Here is a 15459-nt window from a genome sequence, read left to right as displayed (position 1 = left end):
CCGTGCCTGCGTCCCCCCACCCCCGCAACCAACCGCCCAGCGTGCCGGTTTCACACGAAATGCCCTCTGGAAACGGCCGTTTGGTCACAAACCGAACCCCCGACAACGGCCACCGACCATCGTCCAAACCCGCCTGCGACAACCCGCATGCCGACCCCGAACTCAACCCCGCCGGGGAGAGCAGCGATGTCCTTCAAGACCCCTACGCCACAGTCGTATTCATCACCTGGCAGCGGTGTCGGTGTGCGCCTCGCCCAGGCCGGAGGTCATGCCGCGGCGTGCGCGAAATTGGCGGCAGTCTGGATGGTCGTGGCAGCGCGGCGTCGACGAAAAGCGCGGCCCGCTTCAGCGCCGGCGGCGGTCGCGGTATCTGGCGGTGTCTGGCGGTATCGGTCTATAAGCCAGGCGGCCGGAATTGGGGGCCGGGATGGGAGAGGCCGCTGCCCGGTCGTCGGCGGCTCGAAGCGGCGACCGGGCGGCGCGTGTTCAGTATGTCGATCGGGGGTGGCGTTGTGACTGTCCGCCAGTGCCAGATCACTGCCAATTCACGTCATCCCCGTTTCATGGTCTGATCAGGCGTGATGGGTGCGGAATTCGCCAGGGGTCATGCCGGTTTCGCGTTTGAAGGCCCGATAGAACTGGCGCTCGGACACGAACCCCGACACCCGGGCCACCGACAGCAGCGGGCGGGTCGGGTCGGTGCGGATCAGCGAGAGCGCCCGCTCCACCCGCAGCCGCCGCAGCATGGCCGCCACCCCGTCCTCCCCGTGCTCGAACATTCGGTACAGGGTCCGGCGCGACACCGCGCAGGCGTCGGCCACCTGCTCGATGGTGAGGTCCGGGTCGGTGTAATGACTTTGGATGAACCCCAGCGCCTGTTGCTTGGCCAGGGCCCGGCCCGGCTCCTGCCGCGGCAGGTCCCCCGCCGCCAGCTGCACCACCGAGGCCAGCAGTCCCGTACCGTGTTTGGCCAGCTCCGCCGCCTGATCCGGGGCGCTGTACTGCAATTGCGCCAGCCCGCGGAAGTAGCGTCCGACAATGCCGGCCGCGCCTTCGGGCGGGAACCGCACCGCCGTGGGCATCCGGTCCGCGGGCACACCCGACGCGACGACCACCTCCGCCAGTGGCACCTGCACCGCCACCACGCCCCAAGACTGCTCGAAATGCGCGGTGAAGGGACGCGAACTCACGTGCAGGGTGAGGCCGCCGTCCGCCAACTCCCCCACGCGCCCATCCTGTTCCAGCCAGCCGTGCCCGTGCGTGGTCACGCTGGCGAACAGGACCGGTTCCCGGGGCTCGTGGATCAAGCGCGGAATCCGGCTCAGATGCTGACCGCTCGCCGTCACCATCGACACATCGATGCCGTCGAAGCGCGACTGCACGATCCGCGCCCGGAATTCCCCCGCACGCACCGGAGTGACCACCAGCGGAACGTAGGCCGCCGCGACGACGGCTTCCCACTCCTCGAATGTCTCCTGCTGCGAAACCTCCGGCATGGACCGAACCTCCATCACCGCAGGCTCAACACCGCCCCTCATCGCCCGATTCTCGCACCCCGGCCGCACCCCAACCCCCCAATTCCCTTAACCTCATCCAACTTTCGCCAACGCGCCCGGAAAGCCCGATTCCCCGCAACCCGCGCCACGAATCTCCATAGCGGGCAATCCCTTTCATCCGCCCGCCGGTGCGCGCTCTTTCATCCGCCCGCAGGTGCGCGCTCTTCATCCGCCCGCTGGTGCACGTCACCAAGAACCGCTCCCGCCTGCGCTGCGAGCGGATCGTGCGGGTCGTGGTGTCGGCCAATCGCGATAGGCGATCGCGGCGGGTGCTCGAGTCGAGCAAGGCGGTCCAGGCATGAGCGGGTTTCAGGCGCGCTCGCTGCCGCACCGATGGTTGACAGCCGGGCGACTGCTACTCGCCGCGATCCGGTGCCGAGTCCACTGCGCGCAGATGGGCGCGTAAGACCGCGGCGGCGAGAACGTAGGGCGTGGTGTCGCGCTGGAGTTCGTCGGCGGTGAAGGGGCGCAGGTGATGGTCGGTGCGGTCCGCGCGTGCCCGGCGGTCGAGCGCGGACTCGAGTTCGGCGCGAAAGTCCGCCAGCGGCAGCCGCTGAGTGACACCGGGCAGACCGACACCGGCCAGTTGCCGGCGCACACCCGCTTCGCCGCCCGCGAGCAGCGTGATGTCCGACGCGACACCGGCGCGCAGGTCCACGCACGCCGCGAACGCGTGAATGTCACCGCCGCGATCGAAGCTGGCCATCAGCACGGCCTGATGCCCGGCGGCCGAACGCGTGAATTCGCGTGGCCTGACCGGTGCGAGCAACTGCCGATACCACCGCGGCACCGTCGTCCCGCCGACCTCCAGCCGATCGGCCGCCGCGCCCGCCGCCCGCGACAACTCGCCGGTGGTGAGACGCGTGATCCCGCGCAACAGACCCAATGCCGGCGCAGTGGCCCGAGTTTCGAACCGCAGCACCGCCGCGGCGCCGAACAGTTCCCTCAGCCCGAAATCCTCGGCGGGACCCGGCGCGAGCAGTTCGGCGATCAGGAATTCGACCCGAAAGGGATCCACATCGTCCGGAAATCCGGCCGCTACGTCGAGTGCGGCATCCAGCGCCCGCCGCGGATCGATCTCGTCACCACCGCAGCCCGGACAATCCGACCCGCGCCGCACCGCCCGCCCACCGGATGGGCACTCCCGATATCCGTTCCTGTGCTTGCCGCGGCCCCGACCGCGCGTCGATGTGCTCATGCCTCGAACTATCCCCCGCCACCGGGCCCATCCCTACCGGGAATGAAACTTCGCACCCCCGAACGAAACTCATGGATCCCAGGCGACCCGAGAACTATGCCTTGACCAGCGGGCCAGCGCAGCACCGCGGCAAAACAGCCGTGGCGGTCTCCAAAACTTCGCGCCCCCACGGTCCCCGAATTGAATCGAAACCCGCAAGGCGGCAGACGATCTCATCACCGCGACAGCCTTCGAAGAAAAGCGCGCGAACCCCACCCGCCGGAGCGATACGACCGGTCGGCCCATGCCGACGGCACCGGCGACCTCGAAGGCGTTGCGCGCCTCCGATTCACCGATCAGTCGCCGCAGCAGCCCTCAGGATCGGGAACGGTACGAACCTCGCGGGTTTGCGCGTTGCGGGCGGCGAGCTCGGCGGCAGCCGGGTAGTCGACGGCGATGAGCGACAGACCGTGGGCCGGGGCGACGGTGACGGCGCTGGAGCGCTCACGCTCGTCGAGGAGGCCGGCGATCCAGGCCGGGGTGCGGCGGCCTTCGCCGACGGCGAGCACCCCGCCGACCAGGCTGCGCACCATCGACCAGCAGAAGGCGTCGGCGCTGACGTAGGCGGTGAGCAGATCACCCTCCCGCGTCCAGTCGAAGCGCTGGAGTTCGCGAATGGTGGTCGCACCCTCGCGGCGGCGGCAGAAGGCGGCGAAATCGTGCAGGCCCAACAGGTTTCGGGAGGCTTCGCGCATGGCGTCCACGTCGAGGCCGGGCCGGACCGGGACCACCCCGCGCGCCTGCAGCGGTTCCGCGCCATAGGGGGCGGTGGTCAACCGATAGGCGTAGTGACGGCGAATCGCCGAGAAGCGGGCGTCGAACTCCGGCGGCACGAGCGACACGTCTTTGACGCGCACATCCTTCGGCAGAAACCGCGCCAGCCGATGCACCAGCTTGGGCCCGTCCACCGCGGTATGCGTATCGAAGTGCGCGACTTGCCCTTCCGCATGCACCCCCGCGTCGGTCCGCCCCGCCACCGTCAACTGAATGGATTCCCGCTGCACCTTGCTCAGCGCGTCCTCCAGCACCCCCTGCACGGTGCGCAGCCCAGGCTGCCGCGCCCACCCCGTGAAATCCGTGCCGTCATAGCTGATGTCCAGCCGTACCCGAATCGCAACCGGTTCGGACGTCGGAACCTCTACGGTCACAGCGATCTCCTGGTTAACATGGAGAAAGCCCGCCGACCCGGAGGGGACGGCGGGCTCACTCATGGAATCTCCACCTCCGAGGCTTCGGTGAAGCCCCAGACCACCCCAAACGCGAAGCGGTCCCAGAGGAAAGCCCCTGCCCCACCTCAAACGCGAAGGGGTTTCAAGGCTCTGACCCCGCCTCAGATATATGGGGGTTCGGGGGTAGCCCCTGTCCCCCCTCGGATATGAAGGGAAGTCCCTGACCCGCCTCACACATGAAGGGGTTCCAGGAAAAGTCCCTGACCCGCCTCAGACGTGAAGGGGTTCCAGGGGAAGCCCCTGACCCACCTCAGACGTGAAGGGGTTCCAGGGGAAGCCCCTGACCCACCTCAGACATAAAGGGGTTCCAGGGGAAGCCCCTGACCCACCTCAGACATAAAGGGGTTCCAGGGGAAGCCCCTTGACCCACCTCAGACATAAAGGGGTTCCAGGGGAAGCCCCTGAAACCCCTTCATCTAGTCCGCAGGACTGGAGTATTACTCCGCGTCCTTGGCCTCGGCGGCCGGGGCATCCGCCACGGTCTCCTCGGCGGCATCCTCGACCTTGGCCTCTTCGGCAGCCGGCGCCTCGGCCTTCTGCGAAGCGGCAACGCGGCGAGCACGATCGGCCTCGTTGGTCACGGTCTTCTCGCGAACCAGCTCGATGATCGCCATCGGCGCGTTGTCACCCTTGCGCGGGATGGTCTTGATGATGCGGGTGTAGCCACCCTCACGACCCTCGAACGAGGGACCGATCTCCGCGAACAGGGCGTGCACGACGTCCTTGGAGCGGATCACCTTCATGACCTCGCGACGGTCGGCCAGCGTGCCGCCCTTCGCCTTGGTCACGAGCTTCTCGGCGTAGGGGCGCAGCGCCTTGGCCTTGGCCTCGGTGGTCGTGATGCGACCGTGCTCGAAGAGCGCCGTCGCCAGGTTGGCGAAGATCGCCTTCTGGTGCGACGCCGTCCCGCCGAAGCGGGCACCCTTCTTGGGCTTGGGCATTTGTTTGAATCTCCTGTGTTGAAGGCCGATTCGGGGCGCTACACCCCGAATGACCTAAAGCTGTTCGGTCTCGGCGTAGTCCTGCTCGCCGCTGTCGGTGTCGCTGAACGAACCGCTGTCGCTCCAGGTGCCGCTGGCCGCGTCGTAGCCGACGACGGAGGACGGATCGAAGGAAGCCGGAGAATCCTTGAGGGACAGGCCGAGCGAGTGCAGCTTAACCTTGACCTCGTCGATGGACTTCTGACCGAAGTTGCGGATGTCCAGCAGGTCCGACTCGGTGCGAGCGACCAGCTCGCCGACGGTGTGCACGCCCTCACGCTTGAGGCAGTTGTACGACCGCACGGTGAGATCCAGGTCCTCGATCGGCAGGCCGAACGAAGCGATGTGGTCCGCTTCGGCCGGCGAGGGACCGATCTCGATGCCCTCGGCCTCGACGTTCAGCTCGCGCGCGAGACCGAACAGTTCGACCAGGGTCTTGCCCGCCGACGCCAGCGCATCCCGCGCGGAGATCGAGTTCTTGGTCTCGACATCCAGGATGAGCCGGTCGAAGTCGGTGCGCTGCTCGACACGGGTGGCCTCGACCTTGTACGTCACCTTGAGAACCGGCGAGTAGATCGAGTCAACCGGAATCCGGCCGATTTCCGCACCCGACGCCTTGTTCTGCACGGCCGGGACATAACCGCGACCGCGCTCGACCACGAGCTCGATCTCCAGCTTGCCCTTGTCGTTCAGGGTGGCGATGTGCATGTCCGGGTTGTGCACGGTCACGCCCGCCGGGGGGACGATGTCACCGGCGGTGACGGTGCCCGGGCCCTGCTTGCGCACGTACATGGTGACCGGCTCGTCCTCTTCGGACGACACGACCAGGCCCTTGAGGTTCAGGATGATGTCGGTGACATCTTCCTTCACGCCCGGGACGGTGGTGAACTCGTGCAGCACGCCGTCGATGCGAATGCTGGTGACAGCCGCACCAGGAATCGACGACAGCAGCGTGCGCCGCAGCGAGTTGCCGAGGGTGTAACCGAAGCCCGGCTCCAGCGGTTCGATGGTGAACCGCGACCGGTTCTCGGACACGACCTCTTCGGTCAGCGTCGGTCGCTGTGAAATCAGCATTTCTTCCTCCTTCGAGCACCCACCATTTGATGCTCACGATTGGGAGCTTGCGAACAACCACAGGGCTTGCACCCCAACCCCTTCGGGCCGGGCCCCAACCATTTCGGCCGGGCCCCAACCCTTTTCGGGGGTGTGGGGGCGGGAGCCCCCACACGTGGTTGTCCACCAGCGGCGCGTTGCGCGCCTATTACTTCGAGTAGTACTCGACGATCAGCTGTTCCTGGAGCGGAACATCGATCTGCGCACGCTCGGGGAGCTGGTGCACCAGAATCCGCAGCCGGCCGGGAACGACCTGCAGCCAACCCGGAGCGGTCCGGTCGCCGATGGTCTCGCGAGCGACCTGGAACGGCAGGGTGCCGGCCGACTTCTCCTTGACATCGATGATGTCGTACTGAGAAACCTGGAAGGACGGCACATCGACCTTCACGCCGTTGACCACGAAGTGGCCGTGCGACACGAGCTGGCGAGCCTGACGACGGGTCCGGGCCAGACCGGCGCGGTACACGACGTTGTCGAGCCGGGTCTCGAGCAGACGCAGCAGGTTGTCGCCGGTCTTGCCCTTCTGGCGGTTCGCCTCTTCGTAGTAGCGACGGAACTGCTTCTCCATCACGCCGTAGGAGAAGCGAGCCTTCTGCTTCTCCTGCAGCTGGAGCAGGTACTCCGACTCCTTGATCCGCGCGCGGCCGTGCTGGCCGGGCGGGTACGGACGACGCTCGAACGCCTGGTCGCCTCCGATGAGGTCGACGCGAAGACGACGCGACTTACGGGTGAGGGGTCCGGTATAACGGGCCATTTCGTTCTACTTCCTTTCCCGCTAGACGCGACGCCGCTTGGGCGGACGGCAGCCGTTGTGCGGCTGCGGAGTGACATCGGAGATCGAGCCGACCTCGAGGCCCGCGGCCTGGAGGGAGCGGATGGCGGTCTCGCGACCCGAACCCGGGCCCTTCACGAAAACGTCGACCTTCTTGACGCCGTTCTCCTGCGCCTTGCGGGCAGCGTTCTCGGCGGCGAGCTGCGCGGCGAACGGAGTCGACTTACGCGAGCCCTTGAAACCGACGTGGCCGGAGGACGCCCAGGAGATGACGTTGCCCTCGGGGTCGGTGATGGACACGATCGTGTTGTTGAACGTGCTCTTGATGTGCGCGTGGCCGTGCGGGATGTTCTTCTTATCCCGGCGACGCGACTTCTGAGTCTTCTTCGGGCCAGCGGCCCGGCTCTTCGGAGGCATGCGCTATCCCTACTTCTTCTTGCCGGCGACGGTCTTCTTCGGACCCTTGCGCGTGCGGGCGTTGGTCTTGGTCCGCTGGCCGCGCACGGGGAGGCCGCGGCGGTGGCGGATGCCCTGGTAGCAGCCGATCTCGATCTTGCGACGAATGTCGGCCTGCACCTCGCGGCGCAGGTCACCCTCGACCTTCATGTCCGACGCTTCGATGAAGTCGCGGAGCTTGGTCAGGTCGTCGTCGCTGAGATCCTTCGAGCGCAGATCCGGGCTGACGCCGGTCTGCTCCAGGATCTCCTTGGCGCGGGTACGGCCGATGCCGAAGATGTAGGTCAGCGCGATCTCCATGCGCTTTTCGCGCGGGAGGTCGACGCCCATCAGACGTGCCATGTGTGGCGATTCCTTACTTTTGCGGAGGTCTGCTCCCTGTCCGTCCCCTCGTAAGTGGGGCCCCGGCCTCCGTACCGGGGGTAGGCCGCCGTCCGTCCCCTACGGGACTCGTCGACGGCGACTGGAGCTGGGAGTTCTTCTATTACTGCCAATCCGAACCGCGTTCGGTGCTTGGCGGTAATCAGCCCTGACGCTGCTTGTGGCGCAGGTTCTCGCAGATCACCATGACCCGACCGTGGCGGCGGATCACCTTGCACTTCTCGCAGATCGGCTTGACGGACGGCTGAACCTTCACGTCAGATCCAATCTGGGTCGGTGTTCACTGGCCGTGAACACAGTTCTTCCCCGGCCGGATTGACCGGGGAAAACCCGGGACTCTAGGCCCCGGAAATCTGTGGGGGTTCCATTTCCGGGGGTCTCGGGGGCGGAACCCCTGAGCCTCCCCGGCGGGAAACTCACTTGTAGCGGTAGACGATGCGGCCACGAGTCAAGTCGTAGGGCGAGAGCTCCACGACGACGCGGTCCTCGGGCAGGATGCGGATGTAGTGCTGCCGCATCTTGCCGCTGATGTGGGCCAGAACCTTGTGCCCGTTTTCCAGCTCGATCCGGAACATCGCATTGGGCAACGGCTCGATAACCCGGCCCTCGACCTCGATGGCCCCTTCCTTCTTCGCCATATCCTCCGCGATCCCGGTTAGGCTGAACCTGGTTGGTTCAAGCTCATTACGGCAGGTCGGCCCTGAAGTTCGTGGTGCATGCTGGCCAACCCGGTGACATACTCATCGAAGGCGGCACGAAGACATGCCACAGCCACTATGTAAGTCACCAGCAGCCAAGCTTACCCGTTTCCCCAGATCCGACCAAATACGGGCGCTGTGACGTGCGCCGACTCCAGCTGCCGACGTGTGCCTACATCGGGCGCGGAGGTGCACCGGCTCGGGGCGCATCGCTAAACTACGGCCTGTCCAGCAAGATCGGTCGAGCACCCGGGGGTAGATGTGAGCCGCGAGAACGACGGACTCCCCATGCTCCCGCCCTGGCTCTCCGAGGGTGAAGTCAGCGACGCCGCCTACGAACCCACCCCGGTCCAGAACCTCCCGCAAGACGAGGTAATCCCCAAACCCAAGGGCCGTATCTTCGGCAACCGCGAAAACCGCCGCAAGAAGTCCCAACCCCAACCGACCCCCCAACCCCCGCAGCCCTCCGCCCAGGAACGCCCCACACCCCAGGCCGACTCCGCGCCTCGGAACGCACAACAGCCGTCCCCCACGCGCGAACCCGCCACCCCCATGCCCCAACGCAACCCGGGCACCCACTTCGACCTCCCCACCCAAAGCCCCACCCCAACCCCACCCGTCCAACGCCCCCACCCCCAAGGCTTCCCCTCAGCCCGCCCCAACGGCCAGCACTTCGCCCCAAACGGCCAGGGCGGCGATAGCCCCCAGCCCCACGCCCAGAGCGACCATGGCTTCCGTCAAGGCGGCGGGGAGTCCGCGGGTTTCCAGACCGGCGGTCAGAACGGGCTGCCGCCGCGCCCTGACCAAGCGGTCCCCGGCTCCGTGCCGTCCAATGGCCAAGGTGGGCAACAACTTCCCGGCCCCTCCGCGCCGGTCCCGGGCTTCGGCGCGTCGCCTGCGGACGGCGGCCGGCGACCCACGCTCCCGGAATCCCCACAGCAAGGCCAGTTTCCGAGGCAGCCGGAGTCCACGACCGGCCCGCGGTTCACCGTGCCGCCGACCCCGCAGGTCGGGCCCGCGAACCAGTCCGGCCCCGCAAACCCGGCCACACAAGGCGACCCGTCGTCACCTGCGTACCCGCAGCCCGGGGTGACCCAGCCGTCGCCAGGCGATCAGAGCGGCATCGCCCCCGCAGCGCAGCCAAGCGCGTCCCTCGCAAGCGCCACGCCCTCGATCCCCCCGGCCCCGACCGCGCCCGCCGACCCGTCTCGGCGTGCGCCACTCCCACCCTCCCCGAGCGAATCCGTTTCGCCGCCAAGCGATTCGGCCGCAGCGCGCCCGCACCTGCCGCCTTCACCGAACGCGGCACCCCCCGCCGCCCCGACCGTCCCGGATCCGCTGGGCGCGACCACGAAGATCACGCATCCCCTGCTGCCCCCTTCACCGAGCGAGCTCGACGCCGCCGGCACGGGCATCATCAACCCGCCCACCAATCCAACGCCACACACTCTCGACACGGCCGCATCCGAGCCAGTTCCGAATACGACAGCCCCCGCGCCCGGTCACGTGCCGAATCCGACAGCCGCAGCGTCGAGCCCGGTGCCCCACACGACAGCCACCACGTCCGATCACGTGCCGAATCCGACAGCCTCAGTGTCGAACCCGGTGCCCCACACGACAGCCACCACGTCCGGGCCAGTGTCCAACACGGCGTCGGATCCCCTACTGGATCCCATGGCTGCAGCGGGCCCGGTGCCCAACACGACAGCGGCGGCGCACGGTTTGTTGGAGGCGCAACTCGCGAGCCTCGGCGGCGCACTGGGCAACTCGACCCCGCAGTCCCCCACGGCCGATGGCGGTTCCTCCCCGCAGCCGATTGGTGAAGCGCCCAGCGCTACCGGCTCGCGCCGACGCAGCGCCGAGGCCGACAATGGTGAGCAGTCCTCCACTACAGACGAGCCGTTGACTCCCGGCCGCCACCGCGCCGCGGACGTCCCGCCCGCAGACACGCACCAGGCAGCCACGCCGGTTCCGTCCGCGCCGCAAGCGAATTCGGCACCCACCCCCTTCCAACCGCCGGTCGCCCCCATCCCGAACACGACACCGCCCTTCCCCGGCGCGCGGAACTCCGGGCCGAATCCCCAGGCCGCCAGCCTGTCGGGACCCATGCAGCAAGTTCCCACTCCCGGGCCTGGCTCTGGCTCTGGCTCTGGCTCTGACATGCAGACTCCCGCCACCGGCCCGCACGGCGCGCCCGGCCTACTGGGCTCCGGCCCCGGCCCACACAGCGTTCCCGGCATGCTCGGCTCCGACCCCGGACCGCAGGCTCCCACCACAGGACCGCAGGCTTCTGCCGCCGGACCGCACGCTCCCGCCAACGGACCGCAGGCTCCTGCCATCGGCTCGCATACTCCCTCCACCGGACCGCAGCCGCCGGTCGGCGACGGCTATTGGACTCCTCCGCCGGCGCCCGTGCCGGATGGGCAGGGTCCTGCTTCGACACTTCCGGGACAGCCCGGCGCGCCTGACGCGGGGTGGCCTGCTAGCGGACCGAACCCGGGCCGCCATGCCGGAAGCGTTCCGCCACAGGCGAATCCGTTCGCATCCGGGTCGAATCCGCAAGTCGCCGACCAGCAGAACCCGTTCGCGCCGAACGGGGCGGTTGTCGCGCCGGTGAACCAGCCGCCGATCGGCACCGGATTCCCGGGAGACGCCGCGAATCACGGCGGGGCGCACGAAGCGGCGCAGGGTTTTGCGGATTCGGATGCGAATCCGTGGGCGAGTTCCCCGATGTCGGAGGCGGCTGCCGCCGGCCTCGCCGGGCCGCAGGGTGGCGCTACCCAGAACCAGCCGCCGCAGTGGGATCCGAACCTTTCCGGCCATCCGGGCGGAGCCGACTCGCCTTGGGGCGCACCCGGTCCGCAGGGTATCGGCTATCCGGGCCAGTACGGCCAAGCGCCGGGCACTGGGACCGGTGATGTCGGTATGGGTGCGCCGGGCCAGGACCAGTGGCCCGTGCCGAACCAATCGATGCAGCCGAACCAGCCGGGACAGCCAGGCCCGGGGGTTGGACAATCCCCCTGGACGGGGCAGCCCGCCGCCTACCAGCCCAATGAGCTGAGCCAAGGGCAATGGGGCGCACCTGGTCCCGGGCAGCAGGCCAGCTATCCCGGTGGGGCAGGGCAGGATTCGCACCCCGCGCCCGGAATGGATGTCGGCCAGTACGGAAATGCCGCTCCCGAGCAGAACTCACCTGCTGCCGAGCAGTACGCACCTGCTCCAGGCCAGTACGGCACCGCACCCGGGCAGTACGGCACCGCGCCCGGGCAGCCCCCGGCGACCCAGTACGGCGCTCCCGGCCAGCCCGGGCAGCCTTGGGGCGGCAGCCAGTTCAACGGCCCCGCGCCGTCGCTGGACGATGTCCCGTACCGGAAGGCCAAGAAGTCTCCCGGCTCCGGCTGGCGTAAAGCCGTCCACCACATGTCGGGCGGCTCCATCAATCCCGGCATGTCGGCGGAGGAGCGTCGTTTGCAGGAGTTGGTGGCGCGCATTCGCCAGCCCGTCCGCGGCGATTACCGCATCGCGGTGCTGTCGTTGAAGGGCGGTGTCGGCAAGACGACGACGACCATGGGCCTGGGTTCGATTTTCTCCTCGATTCGCGGCGACCGGGTGATCGCGGTGGACGCGAATCCGGACTTCGGCACCCTGTCGCAGCGCGTGCCTTTGCAAACCCGTTCGACCGTGCGGGATTTGTTGCTGGACGAGCACATTCAGCGGTATTCGGATGTGCGCCGCCATACCTCGCAGGGCAGCAGCCGTTTGGAAGTGCTGGCCAGTGAACGCGATCCGGCGGCATCGGAGGCGTTCAGCGAGGAGGAGTACCGCGCGGTGGCCCGGATTCTCCAGCGCTTCTACAACATCATTCTCACCGATTGCGGTACGGGCCTGATGCATTCGGCGATGGCGGGCGTGCTGGACCTGGCGCATTCCCTGGTGCTGATCTCGTCCTCGGCCATCGACGGCGCCCGCAGCGCCGCCGCCACCCTGGACTGGTTGTCGCTGCACGGCCACGACCATCTGGTCCGCAATGCCGTGGTGGTGATCAACCTCCCGCGCCCGGGTGCGCCGAATGTGGGAATCAACCAGTTGCGCGACTATTTCCTGTCGCGTTGCCGCGCGGTCCACATCATCCCCTACGACCCGCATCTCGGTGAGGGCGCGGAGATCGATCTGCATCGTCTGAGCAAGCCCACCAAGCGCGCGTACGTGGAATTGGCGGCGACGGTCGCGGACGATTTCTCCGCCGACCACCGCCGTTATCGCGGCTGAATCGAATCCGTGCGGCGGCATCGGGTCCGGTCGCCTCACCCGCACATGACACCGCACCCGTCCGGTGCTAATTTGTGGCTCGGTCGCGCCGCTCGTTTCGGCGCGACGCGGGTTCGAATCGTTCGGCGGCCCGCTGCTTTCCGGTGATGAGGTTTGACGCATGCGTTGGTGGTTCCGGCTGTTGTCCGTGGCGGAGATGACCCCGGTAACCCACGCCGAGCACATGGCGGGTGAGCGATGAAGGCGCTGCTGCCCGACGATCCCCGCTGGATCGGCCCGCACCACATGATCGCGGTCATCGGACGCGGCGGTATGGGCCGGGTGCTGCTGGGCCGCACCCCGACCGGGAAACTGGTGGCGGTCAAGCAGATTCATCGCGCCCTCACCGACGATCTGGAGTTCCGGGCCCGGTTCCAACGCGAACTGGCGACCGCCAGGCAACTGTCGGGCGTGTTCACCGCCGCCGTGGTGGACAGCGATCTGGAGTCCGAAACCCCCTGGCTGGCCACCGAATACGTCCCCGCCCCCGATCTGGCGACGGTGATCGCGGGCTGCGGCCCGCTGCCGCTGTCCGGGCTGCGGCTGCTGGCGACCGGCCTGGCCGCCACCCTGATCGAGGTGCACCGAGCGGTGCTGGTGCATCGCAACCTGGAGCCCGGCAATGTGCTGCTGGCGCCGGAGGGCCCGCGCATCATCGATTTCGGCGTGGCCAGCCCGCGCAATGCCGAGGACGACCCCGCCCCCGCGCTCTTCCAAGCCCCCGAGCAGGCCGAGGGCCAGCCGGTGACCTCCGCCGCCGACATCTATGCCGTCGGCATGCTGCTGGCCTTGGCCGCCACCGGCGTTACGTCCGCTTCGCCCGATCTGCAGGCGATCCCGCATTCACTCCGCAAACTCGTCGAGTCGTGCCTGGCCCGCGACCCCGCCCACCGCCCCTCGGCGCGCCAACTGCTCGAGCAGGCCGAGCGCATTCCCACGGAATCGGTGTGGCCGCAACAGGTTCTGGAGTTCATCGAAGCGCATCGCGCGGATGCGGAATGGTGGGCCTCCAGCGGCGAGCAGGAGACCCGCTACCGGGATCAGCTGGCGCGCCTGGCGGGCCGGCGCCGTCGTACCGTCGGCTGGGCGGCGGCCGCGGCGGTGGGCTTGCTGGTGGCCGGTGGCACCGTTGCGGCGCTGAGCGGCTCCGCGGAGGACGGTCACGCTCGGCCGCACAAGGATTCGGCGCTGAACCTGTCGGCCGCGCAGCTGCGTCTGCTGGACCTGTGCGCCGTCCTCGACAAGGCGGTCGCCGGCAAGCTCGGTACCCGCACGGGCGATCCGGCGGCCACCCCGGAGGGCGGCTGTGCCACCACGGTGGTCGATTCCACGCAGCGGAAGGTCCACTACACCTTCGACATTCCCGATCACGCGATCGGCGTCGACCAGCTGACCCCCACGGGCCGTACGGCGGCGAAGGCGCCCATTCTGAGCGCGGGCACCGCGGGCAGCGCCTGCGACACGGTCGTGGTCGCCCAGTCCGGCAGTCCGGTCCCGCTGCGCATGTCCGCCGAGCAGCTCGATCCGGCGGCCGCACCCGAATCCGCCTGCGCCGCCTCCGAAGAGGCGTTGCTGGCGGTGGTCGGCCAGCTGACCGATTCCCCGCCGCAGCGTCAGCTGCCGCCGTCCTCGCTCCTGCGCCTGGACCCGTGCGCGGTGTTGCAGGACAGCCTGATTCACGACGTCACCGGTGATCCGAGCGACCATCAGCGCACCCCGCACTCGTGCGCGACGGTCGGCCACGAGGGCACGGTGCGCGTGGATCTGTCCGACGAGTCGCGGCCGGACCGCGGCGACTGGACCTACGACACCCTGCGGGTGGGCGAGTTCACCGCGTACGTCACCGGCGCCCGCACCGCCAACGATTGCGATCTCAGCTATCTGGTGCGTCCCACCGAAAAGGACAATGCGGAACAGTTGAAGATCACCGTGTCCGATCTGTCGAATTCACCGGACGCTTGCGGCAAAGCGGAAAAACTTCTGCTCGATGCGATTCCGCGTTTGCCGAAATGACCATGTTCGCCGAAATGACCATGTCTGCCGAAATGACCATTTGCCCGAACGCGGTCCGGGCCACCCTCGGACCCGGACCGCTGGGGTTTCGCATTTACCAGGCGGGCAGTCGACGCCGACCCGCGAGCACATCGCGCACGAGATCGTCGTAGGCGTCGGACAATTCAGCCAAATGATGCCAAGCACCGTGCAGCATTTCATCATTCGCGTCAAGGGTCATCAACGCGTGATGGGCACGGACCGACGCTTCGGCGAGCCGGTCGATGACCGATCCGACGGTTTCGGTGTGCAAGGTCGCGCCCAGCCGATGCTGGGGAACCGAGCGCACGATCCAATCGTCAATGGCCATAACCAATTCGATTCGGCGCCGCTTGGTCTCGATGATCGAGGTCGGATCGGTCTCCGGCCCGATGCCGCCGCGTCCGACCAGCCGCCGCCCGTGTAGCACGGCCAGGTCGTGCGCGAACCACAGCAGCGGACCGCCGATGACCCGGTGCCCCCGGCAGGCGCGCAGGAGTAGGTCCGAGGTCGGCAATAGGCCGGCAGCCAGTGGCTGCGCCTCCAAATCCGCGTACGAAGGAGACACGTCGGGCAATGCCACAACAACCGTGTTTGATGTCTCCGAACCTGCCACGTTGCCTCGCGTTCTTCGACGTATAACAACACCGCATTCAGGACGTTCATTACAATAAACCTCAGAATGCTGCTGTCAAGCC

The 15459-nt window shown here is 67.9% G+C and carries 13 protein-coding genes; 2 read left to right on the top strand and 11 right to left on the bottom strand.

From position 1 onward, the window contains the following. Window positions 1–572: 572 nt before the first annotated feature. The 10 genes from D7D52_RS25545 to infA form a co-directional block, all read right to left on the bottom strand. Complete coding sequence (locus D7D52_RS25545) at window positions 573–1496, bottom strand: helix-turn-helix domain-containing protein (protein WP_162958531.1); 924 nt, start codon at window positions 1494–1496, stop codon at window positions 573–575. A gap of 415 nt (window positions 1497–1911) precedes the next feature. After that, window positions 1912–2754: a hypothetical protein gene (locus D7D52_RS25540; RefSeq protein WP_162958530.1), complete on the bottom strand. Its 843-nt coding sequence runs from the start codon at window positions 2752–2754 to the stop codon at window positions 1912–1914. A gap of 335 nt (window positions 2755–3089) precedes the next feature. Then, complete coding sequence (gene truA, locus D7D52_RS25535) at window positions 3090–4004, bottom strand: tRNA pseudouridine(38-40) synthase TruA (RefSeq protein WP_120740303.1); 915 nt, start codon at window positions 4002–4004, stop codon at window positions 3090–3092. A 455-nt stretch (window positions 4005–4459) separates the two neighbouring features. Then, the gene (gene rplQ / locus D7D52_RS25530; RefSeq protein WP_120740301.1) at window positions 4460–4963 is read right to left on the bottom strand and encodes a 50S ribosomal protein L17; all 504 of its coding nucleotides are present in this window, start codon (window positions 4961–4963) and stop codon (window positions 4460–4462) included. Between the two features lie 54 nt (window positions 4964–5017). Next, window positions 5018–6076 carry a DNA-directed RNA polymerase subunit alpha gene (locus D7D52_RS25525; protein WP_029923719.1) on the bottom strand — a complete coding sequence of 353 codons (1059 nt, stop codon included), beginning with the start codon at window positions 6074–6076 and terminating at the stop codon, window positions 5018–5020. A gap of 187 nt (window positions 6077–6263) precedes the next feature. Further along, window positions 6264–6869, bottom strand: coding sequence for a 30S ribosomal protein S4 (gene rpsD / locus D7D52_RS25520; RefSeq protein ID WP_120740299.1), 606 nt, complete (start codon window positions 6867–6869; stop codon window positions 6264–6266). A gap of 21 nt (window positions 6870–6890) precedes the next feature. Continuing rightward, the gene (gene rpsK, locus D7D52_RS25515) at window positions 6891–7304 is read right to left on the bottom strand and encodes a 30S ribosomal protein S11 (RefSeq protein ID WP_019045110.1); all 414 of its coding nucleotides are present in this window, start codon (window positions 7302–7304) and stop codon (window positions 6891–6893) included. Window positions 7305–7313: 9 nt separating this feature from the next. After that, on the bottom strand, window positions 7314–7685 hold the full coding sequence (gene rpsM / locus D7D52_RS25510) for a 30S ribosomal protein S13 (protein WP_040804564.1): 372 nt from the start codon (window positions 7683–7685) through the stop codon (window positions 7314–7316). 181 nt (window positions 7686–7866) lie between these two features. Continuing rightward, window positions 7867–7980, bottom strand: coding sequence for a 50S ribosomal protein L36 (gene rpmJ / locus D7D52_RS25505; protein ID WP_033085975.1), 114 nt, complete (start codon window positions 7978–7980; stop codon window positions 7867–7869). Between the two features lie 160 nt (window positions 7981–8140). Next, window positions 8141–8362, bottom strand: a complete 222-nt coding sequence (gene infA / locus D7D52_RS25500; RefSeq protein WP_040804562.1) for a translation initiation factor IF-1 — start codon at window positions 8360–8362, stop codon at window positions 8141–8143. 2790 nt (window positions 8363–11152) lie between these two features. Between infA and D7D52_RS25480 the strand changes: the two genes are divergently transcribed. Both D7D52_RS25480 and D7D52_RS25475 read left to right on the top strand, forming a co-directional pair. Further along, window positions 11153–12691: a MinD/ParA family ATP-binding protein gene (locus tag D7D52_RS25480; RefSeq protein WP_246023292.1), complete on the top strand. Its 1539-nt coding sequence runs from the start codon at window positions 11153–11155 to the stop codon at window positions 12689–12691. 237 nt (window positions 12692–12928) lie between these two features. Beyond that, window positions 12929–14743 (top strand): serine/threonine-protein kinase, encoded by a 1815-nt coding sequence (locus D7D52_RS25475; RefSeq protein WP_120740289.1) that lies wholly within the window; start codon window positions 12929–12931, stop codon window positions 14741–14743. Between the two features lie 94 nt (window positions 14744–14837). Here the strand turns inward: D7D52_RS25475 and D7D52_RS25470 are convergent, their stop codons facing one another. Then, entirely contained in the window at window positions 14838–15377 is a 540-nt protein-coding gene (locus D7D52_RS25470) for a DUF4254 domain-containing protein (RefSeq protein WP_246023291.1), read from the bottom strand. Window positions 15378–15459: the final 82 nt, after the last annotated feature.

Source organism: Nocardia yunnanensis, assembly GCF_003626895.1.
Classification (GTDB): domain Bacteria; phylum Actinomycetota; class Actinomycetes; order Mycobacteriales; family Mycobacteriaceae; genus Nocardia; species Nocardia yunnanensis.
This window is presented reverse-complemented; position numbering and strand designations above follow the sequence as displayed.

What these genes read in the sequence shown, in the direction of transcription:
- D7D52_RS25545 (WP_162958531.1), bottom strand. Translation starts at nt 1,496, where the DNA reads ATGCCGGAGGTTTCGCAGCAGGAGACATTCGAGGAGTGGGAAGCCGTC.
- D7D52_RS25540 (WP_162958530.1), bottom strand. Translation starts at nt 2,754, where the DNA reads ATGAGCACATCGACGCGCGGTCGGGGCCGCGGCAAGCACAGGAACGGA.
- truA (WP_120740303.1), bottom strand. Translation starts at nt 4,004, where the DNA reads ATGAGTGAGCCCGCCGTCCCCTCCGGGTCGGCGGGCTTTCTCCATGTT.
- rplQ (WP_120740301.1), bottom strand. Translation starts at nt 4,963, where the DNA reads ATGCCCAAGCCCAAGAAGGGTGCCCGCTTCGGCGGGACGGCGTCGCAC.
- D7D52_RS25525 (WP_029923719.1), bottom strand. Translation starts at nt 6,076, where the DNA reads ATGCTGATTTCACAGCGACCGACGCTGACCGAAGAGGTCGTGTCCGAG.
- rpsD (WP_120740299.1), bottom strand. Translation starts at nt 6,869, where the DNA reads ATGGCCCGTTATACCGGACCCCTCACCCGTAAGTCGCGTCGTCTTCGC.
- rpsK (WP_019045110.1), bottom strand. Translation starts at nt 7,304, where the DNA reads ATGCCTCCGAAGAGCCGGGCCGCTGGCCCGAAGAAGACTCAGAAGTCG.
- rpsM (WP_040804564.1), bottom strand. Translation starts at nt 7,685, where the DNA reads ATGGCACGTCTGATGGGCGTCGACCTCCCGCGCGAAAAGCGCATGGAG.
- infA (WP_040804562.1), bottom strand. Translation starts at nt 8,362, where the DNA reads ATGGCGAAGAAGGAAGGGGCCATCGAGGTCGAGGGCCGGGTTATCGAG.
- D7D52_RS25480 (WP_246023292.1), top strand. Translation starts at nt 11,153, where the DNA reads ATGTCGGAGGCGGCTGCCGCCGGCCTCGCCGGGCCGCAGGGTGGCGCT.
- D7D52_RS25475 (WP_120740289.1), top strand. Translation starts at nt 12,929, where the DNA reads ATGAAGGCGCTGCTGCCCGACGATCCCCGCTGGATCGGCCCGCACCAC.